The following is a 20,125-nucleotide window of genomic DNA, read 5'->3' as shown; positions in this document are numbered from 1 at the left end:
CCCACTTCATAATTTCCTCTTTTTTAATTCCTTATTAACCAATAACTTTAATCAAAATCTTTGATTAAGATGCCCAATAACTATAATCGTTTTCACCCTGCCACTCCTATACTAAGGGTAAAAGATCTGCAGGCCAGTATTGATTATTATGTAACATCTCTGGGTTTTAAACTTGATTGGCAGGATCCCGGAATTATTGCCTCTGTTTCTCGTGATGAAAGTAATCTTATGATTGTGGAAAATGATCAAAGTGCTCCTGGTGCTTGGGTTTGGATTGGCGTTCAGGATACGGATGCTTTATACGATGAGATTTTAAAGAATGGAGGTATGATCAGGGTAAAACCAACCAATTATTGGTGGGCTTATGAAATGCAAGTGGACGATTTAGATGGGAATGTTCTTCGTTTTGGCGCTGAAAATAAAGAAAACGAACCTTATGGCCCATGGCTAGATGCTCAAAACAACTTATGGGTAATGAATGATGAAAAAGTCTGGACCAAAAAAGACTAAATTAAACCATTATACTTAACACATCAACAATGATTGCAAAGCTAAACCATGTTTGCATATATGTTCTTGATCAGGACAGTGCATTCGATTTTTATGTGAACAAACTGGGTTTCAAGGTTCATACCGATGTTCCAATGGGACCAGGCATGAGATGGTTAACGGTTACCCCACCCGAACAACCTGACCTTGAAATTATCCTCTCTCCTATTCAAGAAGGGATGATGTGGGATAAAGAAACCACTGAACAAATGAGGGTCTTGGTAAAAAAGGGAACTTTTGGCTCATGCATTTTTCAATGCAAAGATTTAGAGGCCACCTATAACGAATTAAAAGCTAAACGGGTACAATTTACCAAAACTCCTAAAAAAGAATTTTACGGATATGAAGCCATCTTTGTGGATGATTCAGGCAACTGGTTTTCACTAGGCCAAAAGGAAATCAAATCCTGAAATTTAATACTCATTATCATTCTTTAAACGTTAAAAGATAAAACGCTTTGTGCTCTAACACACTGATTTGGCAAAAAAACATCACTAAATGGACTGTTAATTGCTGAAATAATCACATTTTTATCTTACAAATGAAAGATCATTCCATGAAAAAGTTATTGTTTCTATTAGTCATTAGTATTTTTATTAGCTCTGTTTACGCGCAATCCAACCAAGCTGACAGCCTTTATCAGCAGGCACTCAAATTATATGACAATAAAGATTTTGCCAATGCTATAACAGCGTTTGAAAAAGTATTAGAGATTAATCCCCGACATACCGACGCTTTGTTTAATCTGGCAGTATTGCAATATGACCAAGGCAACAAACAAAAAGCAATTGATTTGTTTCAGCGTTCTGCAGCATTAGGTGACTCAGAATCAAAAGAAATATTAAAAAACAAGTTAAATGTACGTTTAGCCTACACCGATACGATGGACGTTGCCGATGTAGATAAATTGCCTTCATTGATCATTGATAATAAGCAAGAAGACTTGTTCTTCAACAAAACAATCAATACCAAGTTACTTAGTACCATAGCTGATAAAATTGTAAAGTCGGCCACAATTAAAGCAAGAGTTTTTGAAGTAGACGCCGCAAATAAGAATGTAGAAGCATCAACCTTAAAAGAAGTAAAAATGAAAGTTGGTTTACTCTTTGGCAAGGATGGATCAATTACAGCTGTTCCGGTTGGTGAAGATTTCGCAGACCGTAAATTAATAGTAGATCTGTTGACCGTTTCTCCTCAATTGGGAAAAGTTACTCCCGCCATGTATGATAACAAGGCTGTCTGTGCGAGATATTATTCTGTTCCGATAATGTTTTATGCGGAGGAGAAGTAAATAAAAAAAGCCCTATAGTTGACTACTATAGGGCACACACACAAACTATCTATTTAATTATTAAGATTCGGATTATCACGCACCTCGTTTTGAGGGATCGCAAAGATATAATATTTACTGTTAGGTATAAAATTAGTTCCGTCTGCAAATTTAACCACGCGGTGACCTTTAGCAGTTACCGTTTTTTGTGATCCATCAGGAAGTGTAATTGTAACCTGAACGTCTTTACCTGTTTCATCTTTATACAGTTTACGTTCTACAGAACGTTGTTTACGTAAAATATCTGCCAAAGCAAAACCTTCACCCCAAAGCTCCTTACGTCTCTCAATCAAAATTGCATTCACCACGTCTTCTTTGGTTTTTCCTGTTAAATCAAACAGCTGCGCTTTTCTTACTGTGCGTAAAGCATTCAATGTCTCCACAGCTTTATCTAACTTACCACTTTCTGCGTATGCTTCAGCTTCAATTAAATACATTTCTGAGGCCCTCATTAATACAATATCGCCGGTTTGATCAGCTCTGAACTTAAATTTCTCGTAACGTAAAAAGCCTTCCCGCCCCGGCAGATTGTCCCAGAAAAATAACTTAGAACGAATATCGTTTGTATCAAACAAATTCTTGAAATAGGGATCCGCCATGAAACTGTAATAATAAGATGAAGCCGAAGAAACATCCAGGAAATGGAAATTATAGCTTGCCACACTTTGATCAGGACGTTGTCCATGCCCCCAAATCCACTCGTCATTATTAAGGTCATTAAATCCTTTATAATAATCTTCAGCACTCATTAAAGTATAGCCGGCACGAGCTTCTACGGCTTTTTGGGCAGCGTCATCCCATCTCCCTAAAGCAAGGTAAGTACGAGCCAACAAACCCTTCACTACGCTAGCATCGATTTTATATTTTGCTGAGCGAGAATAACCATTTAACAATGTTTCAGCTTCTATCAGGTCCTTCACAATTTGCTCATAAACCTGTGCAACAGTTGCCTTTGGATTTCCTTTAGTGTTTTCATCAGTTGGTGTAGTATAAATTGGCACCGCCTTAGCATTAGGATCCTTTAAATACGTAAACTGATAATAAGTTGCCAATGTTAAATAACTATTGGCGCGTAATGCCAAAGCCTGCCCTTTTAATTGCTTTTTCTTTGCTTCACTTCCTTTAGCTGCATCAACTTTTGCAATAACATTATTTGCATTGTTAATCACCTTGTAAAGAAGGGTCCAAAAGCCGGTTACACGTGTTTTAGTAAAATCATGCAACTCATTAAATGCATAGGCATCTCTGAAACCATATTTAGTAGTTAATGCCACATCATTACCCATTGCATCACTCGTACGTAAAATTGCACCGTAACCAGGATTTGCATAGGTAAAGTATGTATCCATCATGTAGCGCCAGGTGCCATTGATAACGGTTTCAACATTATCTACATTATCGTATAAATAGGATTCGGCAACTGCATTTGTAGGCTGTACATCTAGCTCTTTTTCGCAAGAAGTACTTAATGTTGCCAATGCAATTGTTACTACAGCACTGTATATATATTTTTTCATTATCTGATCTCCTCTGTTAGTAATTAGAAATTAACATTTACCCCTGCCGAGAACACTCTCATTGCTGGATAACGATAATAAGTGGTTCCTCCTACTGTTTGTTCCGGATCCATTCCTTTATGTTTACTCCAGGTTATCAAGTTATCCGCTTGCACGTACACTCTTAAATTGTTTAATCCAATCTTCTTGGCGGTCTGAGCCGGGAAATTGTAATTAAGCGTTACATTTTTCAGACGCAGATAGCTTGCATCATATAAGAAACGAGTGGAGGTTTGTGTCCAGTTAGTATTGTCGGTTGTTAAAGCAGGAACGTCAGTAATTGTATTTTCCGGAGTCCAGCGATTTAAGATATCTTCTTGCCAAGCTCTACCCGGATTATTTCCGTTATGCAACAATGAAACAATGTCATTATCCAATACCTTACCACCTGCACTATAAACAAGTAATGCTGATAACTCAAAACCTTTATAACCAAATGAGTTGGTTAATCCACCATAAAAATCAGGTAACGATGAACCTACATAATATTGCGTTCCTTCAGAATAGTTAAAGGTCTTTACTTTGTTTCCGTTCGCATCATCTTTAAACCATTGAGGCTTTCCTGTTGCTTCATCTACACCTGCCCATTCTCTGATATAAAAATCATAGATCGATTTTCCAACCATTAATTTCTTGGTTCCAGAAATGATCTCTTTCTGAGGAAGCTCAGTAATCTCGTTTTTATAATGTGTTAAATTAAAGTTGACGTTCCATTTGAAATTGTTAACAATAACAGGCGTCGCATTGATTGAAAATTCAAATCCATTATTCTTTAACTGGCCCACATTTTCATCAATAGAAGAAAAGCCGGAAGAAATTGGTAAAGGGCGAGGATATAACAGGTCTTTCGATTTACGCTGGAAATATTCAAACGTACCACCTAACCTGTTATTTAATACGCTAAAATCAGCACCAACATTAAGATTCAGATTTGATTCCCATTTTAAGTTGGGAGTAGCCAGGCGTAAGGTATAGGCACCACCTTCACCTAAGTTATTAGCTACGGTATACAAACCTTCATAAGCATAATAATAACCAAGGTTGTCATTACCTTGCGCACCGTAGCTAGCCTTTAAAGTAAGTACATCTAACCACTTAATTGGTTCCAAAAATGATTCTTGTTTAGCTTTCCAAGATGCTCCAACCGACCAAAATGTACCCCATCTGCTTTGAGGAGAAAAACGGGAAGTTCCATCAGCACGTAATGAACCTGATAAATAATATTTCTGTTGGAAATCATATTCTGCTTTTCCGAAGAAGCTTAATAGTTTGTAATTATTAGAATAGCCTGAAAAATCGTTTAACTGCGAAGCTGCATCCGGTTCTTCCAAGCCAGGCAATACAAAACCCTGACGACTACCACTAGTGTATCTCCAATTGTAATTATATAACTCCTGCCCTGCTAATAGATTAATGTGATGTTCACTACCTATTACTTTGTCATAGGTTAAAACGTTGTTCAACGTCCACGAAAAAGTACGGTAGTTATCACGCTGCACAGAGCCTTTTATTTCTGCAGCTTCGCCAAAGGATGGGTTGCTGTAGTAGACATCATTTCTTCCTGAATAATCTACGCTATAGCTTGTTTTTAACTTCAGGTTACTTAAAATACTGGCTTCAAAAAAGCTTCGCAATGAAATATCATCCTTCTGGATTTGCGATTTATCCAGGTAAGCAGTTCCAATAAGATTAGTTCTTGGATTCACCGCACTTGGACGATACGCACCGTAATCAACCACTTTATTTCCGCTTATGTCTAGTTTGTAAGAACCATCATCATTGCGTTCATAGATTGGATAGAAGCTCGGAATATTACGTCCAAAGTTAATTACGTTTGAAACCTGACTGTCTTCTGACTGAGGATAATCTTGTTTAGAAGTTGATCCAGCTAAGTTTAAGCCAATCTTTAACCATTTTTTAGCGTTAATGGTAAAATTACTACGCGCATTTACACGCTCAAATCCGGAAGCTAACGCAATACCTTTATCACTTAAATATCCTCCGGAAACAAAGTATTGGCTATTTTCTCCACCACCTGAAACACTTAAATCAGCTTGCGTACGGCGGGCAGTTTGCTCCAGGCCTTTTTGCCAATCATCGTTCCATAATGCTTTTGCACCCGAAACAATTTTTCCGTCTAAACCAACCGGTTGAGGATAGGAAGTCCCATAAGGATTAATTCCTAAATCTTCAACTACACGTTGACTAGCTGTTGCAGATGCGGCGTCTTTTGTAGCCCCCTGGTTTAATTCTTTATTACGCAAGGCTTCCCAGTATAGTTCAAAATACTGATCAGTAGAAACATGCTTATAATCACGAACTGCGCGATCAGAAAAGCCTTGCTGTACATTCACCTGGATATTTGCATCCTTATTACGGCTACCTTGTTTTGTGGTAATAATTACCACACCATTAGCACCACGCGAACCATATAATGCACTTGATGCCGCATCTTTTAACACGCTGATTGATTCTATGTCGGTTGGATTGATAGAGTTGATGTTTCCTGAATACGGAATTCCATCAACTACATATAAAGGATCACTTGATGCGTAGATAGAACCAATACCTCTGATACGAATGGTAGCATCCGTACCTGGCTGTCCACTCGCCGAAACAGATTGAACACCAGGCGCTAATCCTTGCAATGCCTTAGAAACACTTGAGACTTGCAATTTTTCAATCTGATCTTTTTTGATCTGAGCTACAGATCCTGTATAACTAGATTTATTTGCTGTTCCATAAGCAACCACCACCACTTCATCTATTGTTCTACTATCAGAATTAAGAATAACAGTTAATGATGATCCGGCGATAGCGACTTCTTTGGTTACGAAGCCAACAAAAGATACAATAAGTGTTTTATCACTTTCTGCTACCTGTAATTGAAAAGCTCCGTTCTGGTCAGTAATAGTTCCTTTGTTGCTCCCTTTTACTGAAACGGAAGCACCTGTTAAAGGTTGTTTATCTTCTGCAGATAGAATTACCCCTTTTAGTTGTTTGGTTTGCGCAAATGCCGCAAATGAATAACTCAGCAGCAAAAGCAATAAAATTCTTTTTAACATATTAAATTAAAATCAATAGCAGACCGATAAACGCATAGCAATTGCTACAGCGAATACACTGCAATTTTTAAAAGAAAGGATTGTTAATAGTGTCCTACTGAAAAATGAGCAGGCAAAAAAGAATACAGACTAGCACATGACGTGCATACACATGGATGTGCAGAAGGTAAGTTTGGTAGCAGATAAATGTAAAGAGGTTTCACCAACCCCTGCTCTAAACAGATTTTGTAATGGTAATTTCATACTTTTCTTTTTCTTTATATCGAACTTCAATCAATAATCTACTTCTTTAGTAGACTTTGCAAATATAGGAAAGAATTAATCTACTAAACAAGTAGATTAACAAGATTTATAAAATTCGATACTTAGTTATAAATAATGTCTTCTTAACAAAACATCAATTATCACCAAAGACAACTTAACGAAATTTAATTTTGATTTTTCGGGCAATTTGTAGACATGGTCATAATCTTTGCGACTCTGCGGCTTGGCGAGCCTCCCCTACTTCTTTATCAAACGGGCCACAAACATGGTATCCGCAGCGTTTTTATATCCCTTTAATAATTCAAAACGTTCACACTCAAATCCAAGTTCATTGCAAATGAAATCCATTACAACTTCATTTTCTTGTTTAAAAGCTGAACAGGTTATATAGATCAGCGGCTTTCCGGGTTTAAGCCATTTGGAAACATTAGCAGCTATCTTCTTCTGCAAAGAGCTAAACCATTCTATTTTTTGCGGCTCAAAAGCTGTAATCATCTCTGGAGTTCGTCCCCAGGTACCTGAACCACTACATGGCGCATCCAAAATGATTCCATCAAATTCCCTATCCACCAGAAAAGGTTCCAAGGCTTTGGTAAGATCTATCTCCTTTTTGTGATAAGAAGTAATTCCTGCGGCAGCAAAACGCTCGTCGAGATTATTAAGAATGCTCTCCCTGATATCTGAAACCAGTAATTTTATGGACGGCTCTTGTTCATACAGCATTAGTGATTTACCACCAGAAGCTGCACAACAATCCCACCAGCTTTCCCATTTTGTTGGTTGGAAATAGGTTGCTGTCTGCTGCGAACTCAAATCCTGAATTTCAAACGGACGAGGGATCTCTCCTTCAAACAGGTGATCCAGTTTGGTGGTATTTTTAAATGAAAAACAAGTGGAAGAAATCTCATCAAAAGAAATCTCTAACTCGCGCAATTTTGCCCGCACAATAGCTGTCTTTCCTTCTCTTATGCGAATAAAAAGCTTAGGCTGATTAAGATGTGAAAGGCGGAACAATTCGCTATCAATACCTTCTGAAACCTCATCTATAAATGGGAATAAGGCATTTATATCAAACTCTGCATACAACTTTTTAAGATAGGCCACTTTCTCAATTAGTGGCAATTCGATTTGTTGATTAAATACAGGTTGTAATTGATCCAATAAAGGGCTAAATGACGACCTGCAAAGAAATTGTGCGATCAATAAACGCTCTTCTACAGATCTATCTGGCAAAGAAACACCCAGTCGGAAAAATGAATATACAAGGTCAGCGGCCGTTTTACGGTCTTTTGACCCCATTTGTTTATTCTTGCGGAAGTAATTCGCTAAAAAACGGGAAAGCGGCATTTCAAAGGTATACTCTTCGATGATGGATGCCGCAATACGTAACTGGTTGTCAAACCTCATTATTTCTGTTCTACAAACTTTGAGTTTTCAACCTTTAATACTTTTAAACTTTCGTTCAAATAACCATTTTCTGTTTTCACAAACTGAAAATTATTATGGATACCATTATAAAATTTCCCCATATGCTTGTCATAATCACGCATATGCGATGATAACAACTTAGCAAAGAAAAAGCCTATATCAAATCCTTTAATTGCATATTCATTAGGCTCAGATGCATATACTTGCTTGTATCTGCCAAAAAATGCCGCAGTTGCAGGGTCTGTTTTTTCAATGTGGTACGAAGAAGTAAAATAGACATTATACTTCTGCAAATTCTTTAATCCCAATGAGGTAGCCAACTTCTCAGAACCAGGATAGGCAAATACAGTGAATTTGTAATCATTTGCATTTTTATCCAGGAATTTCAATAGCGCTTGCCAAAAAGCTTTATTAGCTGAAGAAATCAATAGAATGTTATTCTGATCTTTTACCAGCTTAGTAGTAATAGGGTCAAAAATATTTGAAGTAGTTCTATACTCGCTGATGGTTGTTCCTATACTTTGCTCTTCAAAAGCTGATTTAAAGGGCTTAACAAAGTTATCTTCATCAGAATCGCTTCCTTTCAAGATCATTAAGCGGCTTGTCTCAAACTTTTTAATGATAAACTCTGCAGCTTTACGTGCATGAATTTCCATCGGACAAACAGGTACGATAAAATATGGATTGCCTTTAACCACTACACGTGGAGAAAGAGGAGAGACAAAGTATTGTTGATTTTCTTCGGCTACAGGATTAAATGCACGAATTTCTGAAGGAAACAGTGGCCCGATAACCAAGTTGCTATTAATGATAGACTGAGAACGCGCAAGGTTACGAACAGCAGCCGAGTCGTCTTTACTATCATAAACCATTAGTTTAACCTTATCTCCGTTCTGTGTAGCTGAATCAAGCCCCAAGCGAAAACCCTGGTAAAAATCCAAAGCAGTAGCAGATGGTTCCAGATCTTTTTTAGTACTTGCGCTGGTAAGATCAACCTTATCAACATTAAATGGTAATACTAAAGAAATTACCGGCTGTTTGTTTGAATTTCTTGAAAATACAGCAGGCTCTTTAGCAGTTTCCTTCTGAACCTCTTTTGCAGAAGTTTCAGGCTGAGTTGGAGCTGATGGAGGTGCTACTTTTTTCGAACAAGAACTTATGGTAAGTGCAGCCATTAAAATAGCTGCACTTAATATTTTATTCCCACTCAATGGTAGCTGGCGGCTTAGAACTGATGTCATATACAACGCGGTTAATTCCTTTTACGTTATTGATGATTTCGTTTGATATTTTGGCTAATAGCTCGTAAGGTAAATGGCTCCAATCGGCAGTCATACCGTCTACTGATTCAACTGCACGAAGGCAAATTACATTTTCATATGTACGCTCATCGCCCATTACTCCTACTGACTGTACAGGAAGATAAATTGCTCCTGCTTGCCAAACTTTATCATACCAACCTGATGAACGTAAATTGTCGATGTAAATTTTATCCGCTTGCTGTAAAATAGCAACTTTCTCAGGAGTGATGTCTCCTAAAATACGAATTGCCAAACCCGGACCAGGGAAAGGATGACGTCCTAACAACTCATCTGAAATCCCAAGGGTTTTACCTACTCGACGAACCTCGTCTTTAAATAATAAACGTAATGGTTCAACTACCTTCAATTTCATGAAGTCGGGTAAACCACCCACGTTATGGTGTGATTTAATGGTTGCTGAAGGTCCTTTTACCGAAACTGACTCAATTACGTCAGGGTAAATTGTACCTTGTCCTAACCATTTTACGTCTTCTATTTTGTGTGCTTCATCATCAAACACTTCAATGAATACACGACCAATTGCTTTACGTTTTTTTTCAGGATCAGAAATGCCGGCTAATGCATCATAAAAGCGTTGTTTTGAATCAACACCTTTTACATTTAAGCCCATTCCTTCGTATTGTTTCAATACGCCTTCGAACTCATCCTTACGCAACAGTCCGTTATCAACAAAAATACAATATAGATTTTTGCCAATCGCTTTGTTCAAAAGAACAGCAGCAACAGTTGAGTCTACTCCTCCTGAAAGACCTAACACTACTTTATCGTTTCCGATTTTTTCCTGAAGGTCAGCAATGGTAGATTCAATGAATGAATTCGGTGTCCAGTCTTGTGATAAGCCACAAACCTGAACAAGGAAATTATCTAACAACAATTTTCCTTCCAAAGAGTGAGTTACCTCCGGGTGAAACTGAATTCCGTAAGTTTTAGTGTCTTTAATATGGAATGCCGCAACATGAACGCTGTCGGTACTGGCAATTACTTCAAAATTATCCGCAACTTCGGCAATGGTGTCACCATGTGACATCCACACTTGGGTATTGTCTGAAAGGCCTTTCAACAATTCATGATCATTGTTGATGGTGCTCAAATTAGCACGGCCATATTCTCTGATCTTTGACGGCAATACATTGCCTTCCATTTTTTGCGCCAAATATTGCGCTCCATAACAAACACCTAATAAAGGGTATTTTTGATGAAATAATGAAAGGTCAACTTCAGGTGCGTTTTCGTCGCGTACAGAATGCGGTGAACCTGATAGAATTACACCTTTAACAGTATCATCAAATTCGGGAAGGTGATTATAAGGGTGGATTTCGCAATAAACATTGAGTTCTCTGACTCTCCTGGCAATTAATTGGGTATACTGAGAGCCAAAGTCGAGAATGATAATTTTTTCAAGCATGGGCAAAGATAGGATTTTCAGCTTTAAAAGTTAACAGAAATAGTGAATAGTTTGAAGATTGAATCTATTAACAGTCTCATTCTTTATGTTTCATTGCCTCATTATTCATTAATCACCTCTTCAGCAACATACTTTGTGACTTCAACGCCGAACTTTCTTAAAAAGTCAACACCTTCATCACTTGACAAACCTTTATATTCAGCATAAGAGTTTAAAAACTGAACCTTTTTTATACCTGAAGCATAAATTAATCGTGCACAAGGCAGGCAAGGCGACAATGTCACATAGAGGCTTGACCCCTCCAATGAAGCTCCATTCTTAGCTGCATATAAAATGGCGTTTTCTTCTGCATGAAGAGCTAACGAGCAACTCCCTTTTGAATCCCTCGCACATCCGTGCTCCGGCCATTCCTCATCACAATTGTGAGTGCCTGCCGGTGGGCCGTTATAACCTATTGAAATAATGCGGGTATCTTTTGTAAGAACCGCTCCAACCCGGGCTTTTACACAATGTGAACGCCCCGCTAAGTCGGAGGCTAAGTGCATGAAAATATCGTCGAATGCTGGTCGCTTCATTAAAATTGTTAAGAAATAATCTCCAAAATAAGCACAATTTATTTGGGTTTTTAAGCGATAAATAAGATTTTTACCGAAACCTTTTGGAAACTCACTGATGCTATTGGCCATTATTACTGGAATACTTGTTGGATTTGTGCTTTCTCTACTTACCGGGCCCACTTTTTTTTCACTCCTTAAAATCAGTATTAGTAAGGGTTTTAGGTCTGGGATTTATTTTGCCTTTGGTGTATTCTTAAGTGATGTAATCTATATCGTATTAGCCGTAGTATTCAGCCTGTTAATAGGTTTGGAAGAGCGGTACCGACAAATAATTTACATCGTCGGTGGCACTTTTTTGCTGGGTATCGGAATTTATTATATCATCAAAAAGGTTAAGATTTCCAACGAACCAACGAAGGCATTAAAGAACACCGCCTATTTTTTCAAAGGTTTTTTAATGTGCATGCTTAACCCAATGATGTTGTTTTATTGGATTACAATCTCCACCAAATTTACCGAATCCTACACCCACTCCGAACTCATAGGCTTTTTAGCCGCTACCTCCCTCACCATTTTAAGCTCTGATATTGGAAAATCATACTTTGTGAGCAAATACCGCAGTAAGATTAATGAACGCCACATCTCCTGGTTAAATCGCATTGCCGGAACCGTAATTGCCGGATATGCCATTTTCAGACTTTTAATTCCTGTTGTACTTAAGCACGTTTAGGATAATTACGAGTTATTGGTTGCGTGTTTCGGGTTAAGAAAAAGTCATTATTAATTCACGATTCATTGGCTCATAGACACCTAAATAGATATTTAATAATAACCAGTAACTCGTAATCCGTAACCCATAATCGCTTGTCTTTGCGGTTAGTCCGAATTTCCGTAAATTTAACTTCATCTAAATTCCTACGCTATGTCAAAACACACAATAAACTGGTTCGAGATTCCCGTAAATGATTTTGAGCGGGCGCGAAAATTCTACTCTCACATCTTGGATTTTGAAATGGTTGATATGCTTATGGATAATGACCGGCTTGGTTTTTTTCCAAGTGAGGCGGGGAGTGTAAGTGGGGCAATCGTTTCAGGCAAAACGTACCATCCGAATGATCAGGGCGTGGTTATTTACCTTAATTGTGGTGACGATTTAAGTGTGGTTCTCAATAAAGTGGAAGGAGCTGGTGGGTTAATAAACAAGCCTAAAACCATTATTTCACCCGAACACGGTTATTACGCTTTTATCCTTGACACAGAAGGCAACAAAATAGGCTTACATTCTCATCATTAAAAGATGATATCTCTTTATATAAAAAATAAAGGATGCAAAAATTTGCATCCTTTATTTTTTGGGTCGCTCTGACTGATTAATTAGTTGAAAACACCAATTGCCTGATTTTTTCAACATTCACTTGTTCTATGTAAAGTGGTATGTTAGTGTATTTTTGATGGAATCCATAGTTTCCGTTGATCATTTCATCAATCGCTTCTTTTTTAGTCCAGTTTTGAAAAACAATGCGATACATTGCAATCACAACACCAGTTCGGTCAGAACCGTGCTTACAATGCACCAAAACCGGTTTCGGCGATTTATGAAGAATCTGTAATGATTCAACTATTTCTTTATCAGAAAAATCGCTTGCCTTCATATTAACATTGTAAAGGTTCAGCGGAAGTCCACCCACCAACTTACTGTCGCTATGTTTATCACGAAGATTTAATATACTCTTTACCCCCATTGTTGATAATTCTGAAAATGCCAGGCTATCTGGTTGCTCCGACCTAAATACAGTTTCACATATGCTGTATAAGTTATGCAGGTAATTACGTTCAACAGGTTTACCCCATTTTTCAGAACGTGTTAACGTTTGAGCACCTGCATTGCTTACACAAAGCACCAATAACAACCCTGCTAACACAAATGTTCTTTTATACATTTTCATGTTAAAATCCTCTATTTAAATTATAATCCGCCATATCCGGGATTCTGCTGACTTCTTATTGAAGGATTCGCATCCAATTCACTTTGAGGGATCGGCAGGATCACACGCTGATTAGGATAGGTAACATTAATGGTTTCTCCGCCTGTCCTAAACTTGGTAAAATTGAAGCCATTACGATTTAAATCAAATAATCGATGCCCTTCAAACGGAAACTCCTTTCTTCGCTCGGCTAGTAATGTGCCCATTAATCCTTCTAACGGAACAACAATATCAACTGCATCTTTATCACCACGTTTAGCGATAACACTTATATCTGCAAGGGCAAGAGCATCGTTTCCTAACTTGATATTAGCCTCAGCCCTAATCAGGTACATTTCTGCCAATCGCATTACTTTCATGCTTTCATCACGGGTAGATGTGGATGTATACTTAATTACCAAACTTGCATTGGTTTCACCATCTTTTCGGGTCCCTTTTTGCATAAATGAACGACGAACATCGGTTTTAGCATAAGCGTTATATAAATCATCTGAAGCCAATGCATCGCCATACCCACTTTGATTATAAAAATGAACCAAACTGTTAGTTCCCATATTATCAATGTTGGTATTTACTACCTCAAAAATGGTTTCTGTATTATTATTTAACTTGAAATCACTAACATATTTATCATTTAGCAATAAAGTGTACAGTGATTTTTTGTTGATTACTTCTGTGGCCAGTGAAACTGCAGTAGCATAATCACCCATGTATAATGCGACTCTCGCTTTTAGTGCTTTTGCTCCAAACAGATTTAGACGGCCTTTATACTTAGCATCTAAATTGGCACCTTTAGCTCTTAATCGCTCTGGCAAATTATTGATCGCGCTATCTAAATCTTTAGCAATTTGTACATATACTTCTTTTACTGATGATCTGCCTAAATTTGCCACACTACCCTTCTCATAAACTGCCTTCGTAAATAAAGGCACCCCCCAATGACTTGCATCTGCAGTGAAATTATAAGGTTGTGCATATAAACGAACCAAATCATGATAAGCTAATGCTCTTAATGCATAAGCTTCACCAATAATTTGTCTGCGTTCAATACTGTCTGTGGAAATTGCAATAACCGATTTACTTTTATCTAAAATAACATTGCTGTTTGCAATCACTCTATAAATCTGGTTCCATGTATCCCGGGCGTATGCATCATTTGCACGTATAGCATACTGATCGTTTTTTTCGTATCGTCCACTGTTTTTTGAGCTGATGTACACATTATCACTCATTACATCCGGATAAAACACAAATGAACGTCCGTAGTAAAAATCGCTCTGCATTAATGAATAGCTTCCATAAATAGCTGCTCTCATTCCGTTTACATCAACAATTGCTTCTTCAACAGAGGTTGAGTTCTGCGGATTAGTTTCTAAAAAGTCTTTATTACAGCTGCTGAAAGCCGCTAATAGTGCTACAGACAGCGTTACTATTTTATAATTGGTTTTCATAAAAGTCTTCTTGATTAGAATTAAAATGAGATATCTAAGCCCATTAATACGGTTTTGTAAACAGGAGCGCGCTGATCAAGGTTCCCTTCAATTGGAACTTCCGGATCAAAAATCAAGCGCTTGTCTTTGATGTAAGTCCAAAGATTATTTCCTCTTACATACAAGCGAACTTTATCTGTTTTAAACTTATTAGTAAATGTTGCAGGTAATGTGTAGGTTAATGATACATCTCTTAAACGGACATAACTACCATCTAACAAGAAACGCGTTGAGCTTTCAGCAGTTGGGCCTCCGTACAAGAATCTTGGAACATCGGTCACATCACCCGGTTTCTGCCAACGGTGTTCGTAAGTATAACGTGTTACGCTTCCTGTAGAGCTGAATTTATCACCACCATCAGACTCCTGACTGGTACCCCATCCATTTCTGAGTTTATTACCCCAGTTCATATAAAACTGAAAACTCAGTTCAACACCTTTATAGCTAAATGAGTTGGTAATACCGCCAAAGAACTTTGGCAATGCTGATCCCTGGTTAAAGCGTTGTGCTTGTGTGTAATCCTTCGTGGTGGCCGATTTAGTTCCATCAACATAGAATAATGATTCGCCTGACTGCGGATCTACACCTGCATACCCCACCATGTAAAACTGATAAAAATCTAATCCTACTTCGCGGTTAAATGTTCCTGTCATTGGGTTTACCAAACCGGTAATTCTATTTTTCAGGGTAGAAAAATTCAAGTCTGTTTTCCAACTAAAGCCCCTAGCCTCATCAGGACGGATATTCTGAGTAGTTAAGGACATTTCAATTCCACTATTTTTCATTGAACCGTAGTTGTCACTGTAGCTTGTTAAACCATTGATAGCTGATGCTGAAACATCTAACAACAATTTGGTTGTACTACGCTCATAATATTCAACAGTACCACTGATACGGTCTTTGAAAATCCCAAAATCTAGTCCGACATTAAACGGACGGTTTTCTTCCCAGGTTAAATTGTTATTTGCAAACTGTGTTTGTATGTATCCTGGTTGGCTGTCATAGTCATATCCACTACCAAATAATCCTCTCGCAGCAAAATTGCTAATACCTTGGTTACCATTTACGCCGTAGCTCGAACGAAGCTTTAACTCACTAACCAGGTTAACATCTTTCATAAAACTTTCATTATGAATATTCCATGCAGCTCCCAAAGACCAAAATGTTCCGTATCGCTTATTGGCACCAAAACGGGATGAACCATCACGACGAACTGATGCGCTCATTAAATAGCGATCATTATATCCATAGTTTGCACTTAAAAACAAACCTGTCAATGTGCTTTCGGTGTTCAGCGGTGTTACATTTTGCGGCGTTGAACCAGTAGCCGGACTCGTTTTGCCGGGCAATAAATTAGTATACTCTGTCGCACTTCCTTTTCCGGTAATTCGTTGTGCTTCATAGCCTACGAATGCACTTAAATTATGCTTTTCATCAAGTACTTTATTGAAACGCAAGATGTTCGTTGTGTTCCAGTTTTGCCAAACGTCAGTTCCTGTTAATGAACGTCCATTTACATTCTTTCCATCACCAAATAGTGGCGACTGAAAACGGTCGATTCCTGCGTTATTGTAATCCAAACTGGCATTACTTTCAAACATCAGGAAATCTGCAAACTTATATTTACCGCCAATTTTCCCTAAAAAAGCACTACTGGTACCTCTTCTATAAGTTTCATTAATTGTGGCAACAGGGTTATGACCACTGTTATAACTGAAATTATACGATCCGTCGTTGTTATAAACCGTTAACCATGGTTGCAAACGATACATTGCACGAACCGGGTTGGCAAATGCTCCGGCATCTGACACCGTATTAGACTTTTGATAACTAAAGCTAAGGTTGCTATTAAATGAAAGTCGCTCTGTAGCTTGTGTATTTAATGTAACCCTTGCTGTTGTTCTTTTATAATCCACGCCTTTTAAAGGTGCTTTGGCATCATAATATCCTCCCGACAAGAAATAAGTAGTTTTTTCACTTCCACCTGAAGCAGAAAGATCAAATTGGTTATAATTTCCGGCACGGGTAAGCTCATTCCTCCAATCTGTATTTACTGAAGAATTAATTTTTTGTTTAATGATCTCTGCATCAAAATCTGCAGCAGTTTTACCTGAATTAAGCCAGCCTTCACGAATTAATTCTAAGGCTTCGGTGGTATTTAACGGTTTAGTAGCATCAGAATTAGTAAGTCTATTCACCCCTTGCTGAAAAGAAGCGTTAAAGCGTGTTTTTCCAGCTTTACCCGATTTAGTAGTAATTAAAATTACACCATTGGCAGCTCGCGAACCATATAACGAGGCGGCTGTCGCATCTTTCAACACACTTATTGATTCAATATCTGAACTGTTTAAACCTGCGATAGTATTCGTATTGTAACTAGTAAGATCGTCGGCTACTACCGGCACCCCATCAATTACATATAATGGCGATGAACTTGCATTGATTGAACCGATACCGCGAATACGGATACTGGGAACCGAACCCGGTTGTCCTGAACCATTTGATGCCTGCACACCTGCTACATTTCCTTGCAACGATTCCTGTGCACTTACCCTTGGTGAATTTTCAAATGCTTTTGAACTTAAATTCGCTACAGAACCAATTACTGAAGCTTTCTTTTGTGTACCATAAGCAACAACAATCACTTCTTGCAATCCTTTTGAATTAGGCGTTAAATGAACATTAATAGTTGTGTTAGTACCTACAGTAACTTCTTTAGCATTATAACCAAGGTAACTGATCACTAATACAGCAGTTTCGGATGGAACTTTAAGTGAATACTTTCCGTTTACATCTGTAGAAGTTCCTATGCTGCTGCCCTTAACACTAACCGATGCACCTGGTAATGGAGATCCATCTACAGCATCTGTAACCGTACCAGAAACTACTTTTTCATCAATTACATCATTTTTTACAGTAACATCAGGCGTAACAGCTGTTATTGTCGGAACAACAACAATGCTTTCTTCTTTTTCTGTCGTGTTCACAGGCTCTGTCAAACGAGAAATCACATACTGTTTTTCAGAGATCTTCTTAGAAGTTAATGAGTAGCTGGCTAATAAATCGTCCAACGTTTTTTCAAGGGATGCTTTATCCGATTTTTTACCGGAAAATGCAGGGGCAATGACAAGCTTATTGGCCAAATCATCATCCACAAAAATAAAATGGACATTTAACGATTTGGAAAGACCTGTAAGTACCTCATTTAATGTTTGCATTTCCGTTACCTTTTTAGTTTCACTAACGGATGCCTTCTTCTGACTGGCAATTCCCGCTATGGTTAACTGCGTCAGTTTTGCATAGCTTGGAGCAACAGTCATGCTGATTACGCACGCTCCTACTATGCCTTTTTGTAGAACTTTTCTCATAAATATACTATTGGTTAGGATGGATCTTTGATTTAACGATCAACTGTTTATCATTTTTGATGATCTCAGCATTCAGTAATGTTGATAACGTGCTTAACAGCTCTGCGTCGCTTTGGGCGTTTAAGGTACCCGACACATGTTTGCGAGCTATCTCACTATCTTCTATTATAATTTCATAGCCATACACTTCTTCTAATTCTTCAGCTACTTTGGCAAAAGGAGTGCTGTTGAAAACGAAAATTTTCTCTCTCCATTTTGCCACAACTTCCACACTTGCTGTATGTCTTTTAGCTATTTTATTCTCTGAAGGTGTATATTCAACCATATCTCCTGGTCTCATAAACATGGGTTGATGTTTTTCATCGGTAAACACGAGTCTTATCTTTCCGGTAGCTAGCACTACATTTGATATTCCTCTGCGACGTTTAACATTAAAGGTGGTTCCTAGTACCTCAACATTAAGATCGTGTGTGTGTACAATAAATCGTTGATTTGTTTTTTTATGTGTTACATTAAAAAACGCTTCTCCTTCTACCCAAACCTCACGAACCACATTAGATAAAAAGTTGCGTGAATAAGTTAATTTGGAATTGGCATTTAAGGTAACTACCGAGCTGTCGGGCAATTGGTAGGTTATTAATTCCCCGTTTCCGGTTAGTACTTTAATCACTGAGTAGAAGTTCTTGTAGTAATAAATTACCCCTGCACCAAAAACTGCAAAAACTATAAATATGGCCGCAATACGGCGTAATAACTGTAATGAACTAATTTTTTGAGAAGCTGATCGTAGGTGTTGTTCTTCAATTGTGTTCCAAATAGCTTTTTGATCTATTGAAGAAAGCTCCTTTTTTTGAAAAGAAATCAGTTGATTGTATTTTAATCTGGCTTCATCCACATGAGATTGACGATCAGGATTCAACTGATACCATTTTTCCCAAGTGTTTTTTATTTCTTTATCTGTCCCCTTTAACCACTGAAGGAATAAATCGTCCTTCAAAAAATCATCGGCTAAAAAACCTTTATAATCTTCTTGCATACTGTAATCTTAGAATGAACTACTTAAGGAGTTCTTTCTAAAGACAGGCAGCAGTCACTTTTTATCCCTCTTTTTTCATAAAAATTTAAAAAAAGATTTAAATAGCTAATTATGAGTAAATTAAAGTGAGAAATTATTTATAAACCGAAAGTAAAAACAAATAAATATCAGAAGGATCGACATGTTCTTTTAACGAATCCAGCGCTTTTGCGATCAGTTTATAAGAAGATTTAACAGAAATGTTCATCACTTGAGCCAATTCAGGGTAACTCAGGCCCTCATAAAATCGAAGGTAGATAGATTCTTTCTGGCGCGGAGAAAGCTTATCCAATGCTGCTGCCATTTTACCTGTCAGCCTTTTATCTTTTTCAATGGCTATCAAACGGTTTTCTGTAGGAAAAACCATTTCAAAATCATAATTATCCTCTATATTATCATCATAGATAATTTTCTTTTCTCTTTCAAGCCTATTGAATAATTGGCCCCTCAGCGAAGTAAAGAGGTAATTACGGATGGAAATTACGTCTGTTAAAGAATTTCGGTTAGTCCAGATTTTAACAAAAAGATCCTGAATACAATCTTTTACTATTTCTTCATCTTTTCCAAACCTTGATCCATACTCATACAAACTATTGATGTGAAGGGTGTAAATACGCTCATAAGCCGCCATATTGCCTTGCTTAAAAGCCAACCATAATTCAAAATCTGTATTTGAGTAAATCTTCTCCAAGGGTCAGATGAGGATAAAAATTCAACGAAGATGTAAAAAA

17 protein-coding genes are annotated in these 20,125 nt (G+C 37.7%); 5 read left to right on the top strand and 12 right to left on the bottom strand.

Annotation, left to right across the window (positions count from 1 at the left end; genetic code table 11):
- Positions 1–69: 69 nt before the first annotated feature.
- From SOLCA_RS03240 to SOLCA_RS03230, 3 genes are all read left to right on the top strand, one after another.
- Positions 70–510, top strand: coding sequence for a glyoxalase superfamily protein (locus SOLCA_RS03240; protein WP_014679015.1), 441 nt, complete (start codon positions 70–72; stop codon positions 508–510).
- A 29-nt stretch (positions 511–539) separates the two neighbouring features.
- Positions 540–959 (top strand): VOC family protein, encoded by a 420-nt coding sequence (locus SOLCA_RS03235; RefSeq protein WP_014679014.1) that lies wholly within the window; start codon positions 540–542, stop codon positions 957–959.
- A 131-nt stretch (positions 960–1,090) separates the two neighbouring features.
- Positions 1,091–1,840, top strand: coding sequence for a tetratricopeptide repeat protein (locus SOLCA_RS03230; protein ID WP_042479212.1), 750 nt, complete (start codon positions 1,091–1,093; stop codon positions 1,838–1,840).
- A 53-nt stretch (positions 1,841–1,893) separates the two neighbouring features.
- Here the strand turns inward: SOLCA_RS03230 and SOLCA_RS03225 are convergent, their stop codons facing one another.
- The 6 genes from SOLCA_RS03225 to SOLCA_RS03200 all read right to left on the bottom strand — a co-directional run bounded on the left by SOLCA_RS03225 (position 1,894) and on the right by SOLCA_RS03200 (position 11,494).
- Complete coding sequence (locus tag SOLCA_RS03225; RefSeq protein ID WP_014679012.1) at positions 1,894–3,396, bottom strand: RagB/SusD family nutrient uptake outer membrane protein; 1,503 nt, start codon at positions 3,394–3,396, stop codon at positions 1,894–1,896.
- A 23-nt stretch (positions 3,397–3,419) separates the two neighbouring features.
- Positions 3,420–6,500, bottom strand: a complete 3,081-nt coding sequence (locus SOLCA_RS03220) for a SusC/RagA family TonB-linked outer membrane protein (RefSeq protein ID WP_014679011.1) — start codon at positions 6,498–6,500, stop codon at positions 3,420–3,422.
- A 501-nt stretch (positions 6,501–7,001) separates the two neighbouring features.
- A complete protein-coding gene (locus SOLCA_RS03215; RefSeq protein WP_014679010.1) occupies positions 7,002–8,171 on the bottom strand; it encodes an RsmB/NOP family class I SAM-dependent RNA methyltransferase in 1,170 nt (389 codons plus the stop codon).
- Positions 8,171–9,433, bottom strand: coding sequence for an ABC transporter substrate-binding protein (locus tag SOLCA_RS03210; RefSeq protein ID WP_014679009.1), 1,263 nt, complete (start codon positions 9,431–9,433; stop codon positions 8,171–8,173). Before SOLCA_RS03210 ends, SOLCA_RS03215 begins: the two co-directional genes overlap by 1 nt.
- The gene (gene guaA, locus SOLCA_RS03205) at positions 9,390–10,919 is read right to left on the bottom strand and encodes a glutamine-hydrolyzing GMP synthase (RefSeq protein WP_014679008.1); all 1,530 of its coding nucleotides are present in this window, start codon (positions 10,917–10,919) and stop codon (positions 9,390–9,392) included. The genes SOLCA_RS03210 and guaA overlap by 44 nt, the downstream gene beginning before the upstream one ends.
- Positions 10,920–11,020: 101 nt before the next feature.
- Entirely contained in the window at positions 11,021–11,494 is a 474-nt protein-coding gene (locus SOLCA_RS03200; RefSeq protein ID WP_014679007.1) for a deoxycytidylate deaminase, read from the bottom strand.
- 97 nt (positions 11,495–11,591) lie between these two features.
- Between SOLCA_RS03200 and SOLCA_RS03195 the strand changes: the two genes are divergently transcribed.
- On the top strand, positions 11,592–12,206 hold the full coding sequence (locus SOLCA_RS03195; protein WP_014679006.1) for a LysE family translocator: 615 nt from the start codon (positions 11,592–11,594) through the stop codon (positions 12,204–12,206).
- A gap of 33 nt (positions 12,207–12,239) precedes the next feature.
- On the opposite strand, the gene SOLCA_RS23025 is transcribed toward SOLCA_RS03195, so the two are convergent.
- Positions 12,240–12,383: a hypothetical protein gene (locus SOLCA_RS23025; RefSeq protein ID WP_157604504.1), complete on the bottom strand. Its 144-nt coding sequence runs from the start codon at positions 12,381–12,383 to the stop codon at positions 12,240–12,242.
- A 15-nt stretch (positions 12,384–12,398) separates the two neighbouring features.
- Here SOLCA_RS23025 and SOLCA_RS03190 point away from each other — a divergent pair, with 15 nt between their 5' ends.
- Positions 12,399–12,770 (top strand): VOC family protein, encoded by a 372-nt coding sequence (locus SOLCA_RS03190; RefSeq protein WP_014679005.1) that lies wholly within the window; start codon positions 12,399–12,401, stop codon positions 12,768–12,770.
- A 76-nt stretch (positions 12,771–12,846) separates the two neighbouring features.
- Here the strand turns inward: SOLCA_RS03190 and SOLCA_RS03185 are convergent, their stop codons facing one another.
- From SOLCA_RS03185 to SOLCA_RS03165, 5 genes are all read right to left on the bottom strand, one after another.
- Positions 12,847–13,416 (bottom strand): tyrosine-protein phosphatase, encoded by a 570-nt coding sequence (locus SOLCA_RS03185; RefSeq protein ID WP_169313279.1) that lies wholly within the window; start codon positions 13,414–13,416, stop codon positions 12,847–12,849.
- Positions 13,417–13,442: 26 nt separating this feature from the next.
- Positions 13,443–14,912 carry a RagB/SusD family nutrient uptake outer membrane protein gene (locus SOLCA_RS03180; protein WP_014679003.1) on the bottom strand — a complete coding sequence of 490 codons (1,470 nt, stop codon included), beginning with the start codon at positions 14,910–14,912 and terminating at the stop codon, positions 13,443–13,445.
- 20 nt (positions 14,913–14,932) lie between these two features.
- A complete protein-coding gene (locus SOLCA_RS03175) occupies positions 14,933–18,319 on the bottom strand; it encodes a SusC/RagA family TonB-linked outer membrane protein (RefSeq protein WP_014679002.1) in 3,387 nt (1,128 codons plus the stop codon).
- Positions 18,320–18,326: 7 nt separating this feature from the next.
- A complete protein-coding gene (locus SOLCA_RS22100; protein ID WP_014679001.1) occupies positions 18,327–19,355 on the bottom strand; it encodes a FecR family protein in 1,029 nt (342 codons plus the stop codon).
- Positions 19,356–19,488: 133 nt separating this feature from the next.
- The gene (locus tag SOLCA_RS03165) at positions 19,489–20,085 is read right to left on the bottom strand and encodes an RNA polymerase sigma factor (RefSeq protein ID WP_014679000.1); all 597 of its coding nucleotides are present in this window, start codon (positions 20,083–20,085) and stop codon (positions 19,489–19,491) included.
- Positions 20,086–20,125: the final 40 nt, after the last annotated feature.

The sequence above is a fragment of the Solitalea canadensis DSM 3403 genome (assembly GCF_000242635.2).
Taxonomy (GTDB): domain Bacteria; phylum Bacteroidota; class Bacteroidia; order Sphingobacteriales; family Sphingobacteriaceae; genus Solitalea; species Solitalea canadensis.
Note: the sequence above shows the minus strand (reverse complement) of the source record. Positions and strands in the feature narration are given on the sequence as shown.

What these genes read in the sequence shown, in the direction of transcription:
- SOLCA_RS03240 (WP_014679015.1), top strand. Translation starts at nt 70, where the DNA reads ATGCCCAATAACTATAATCGTTTTCACCCTGCCACTCCTATACTAAGG.
- SOLCA_RS03235 (WP_014679014.1), top strand. Translation starts at nt 540, where the DNA reads ATGATTGCAAAGCTAAACCATGTTTGCATATATGTTCTTGATCAGGAC.
- SOLCA_RS03230 (WP_042479212.1), top strand. Translation starts at nt 1,091, where the DNA reads ATGAAAGATCATTCCATGAAAAAGTTATTGTTTCTATTAGTCATTAGT.
- SOLCA_RS03225 (WP_014679012.1), bottom strand. Translation starts at nt 3,396, where the DNA reads ATGAAAAAATATATATACAGTGCTGTAGTAACAATTGCATTGGCAACA.
- SOLCA_RS03220 (WP_014679011.1), bottom strand. Translation starts at nt 6,500, where the DNA reads ATGTTAAAAAGAATTTTATTGCTTTTGCTGCTGAGTTATTCATTTGCG.
- SOLCA_RS03215 (WP_014679010.1), bottom strand. Translation starts at nt 8,171, where the DNA reads ATGAGGTTTGACAACCAGTTACGTATTGCGGCATCCATCATCGAAGAG.
- SOLCA_RS03210 (WP_014679009.1), bottom strand. Translation starts at nt 9,433, where the DNA reads ATGACATCAGTTCTAAGCCGCCAGCTACCATTGAGTGGGAATAAAATA.
- guaA (WP_014679008.1), bottom strand. Translation starts at nt 10,919, where the DNA reads ATGCTTGAAAAAATTATCATTCTCGACTTTGGCTCTCAGTATACCCAA.
- SOLCA_RS03200 (WP_014679007.1), bottom strand. Translation starts at nt 11,494, where the DNA reads ATGAAGCGACCAGCATTCGACGATATTTTCATGCACTTAGCCTCCGAC.
- SOLCA_RS03195 (WP_014679006.1), top strand. Translation starts at nt 11,592, where the DNA reads ATGCTATTGGCCATTATTACTGGAATACTTGTTGGATTTGTGCTTTCT.
- SOLCA_RS23025 (WP_157604504.1), bottom strand. Translation starts at nt 12,383, where the DNA reads ATGAAGTTAAATTTACGGAAATTCGGACTAACCGCAAAGACAAGCGAT.
- SOLCA_RS03190 (WP_014679005.1), top strand. Translation starts at nt 12,399, where the DNA reads ATGTCAAAACACACAATAAACTGGTTCGAGATTCCCGTAAATGATTTT.
- SOLCA_RS03185 (WP_169313279.1), bottom strand. Translation starts at nt 13,416, where the DNA reads ATGTATAAAAGAACATTTGTGTTAGCAGGGTTGTTATTGGTGCTTTGT.
- SOLCA_RS03180 (WP_014679003.1), bottom strand. Translation starts at nt 14,912, where the DNA reads ATGAAAACCAATTATAAAATAGTAACGCTGTCTGTAGCACTATTAGCG.
- SOLCA_RS03175 (WP_014679002.1), bottom strand. Translation starts at nt 18,319, where the DNA reads ATGAGAAAAGTTCTACAAAAAGGCATAGTAGGAGCGTGCGTAATCAGC.
- SOLCA_RS22100 (WP_014679001.1), bottom strand. Translation starts at nt 19,355, where the DNA reads ATGCAAGAAGATTATAAAGGTTTTTTAGCCGATGATTTTTTGAAGGAC.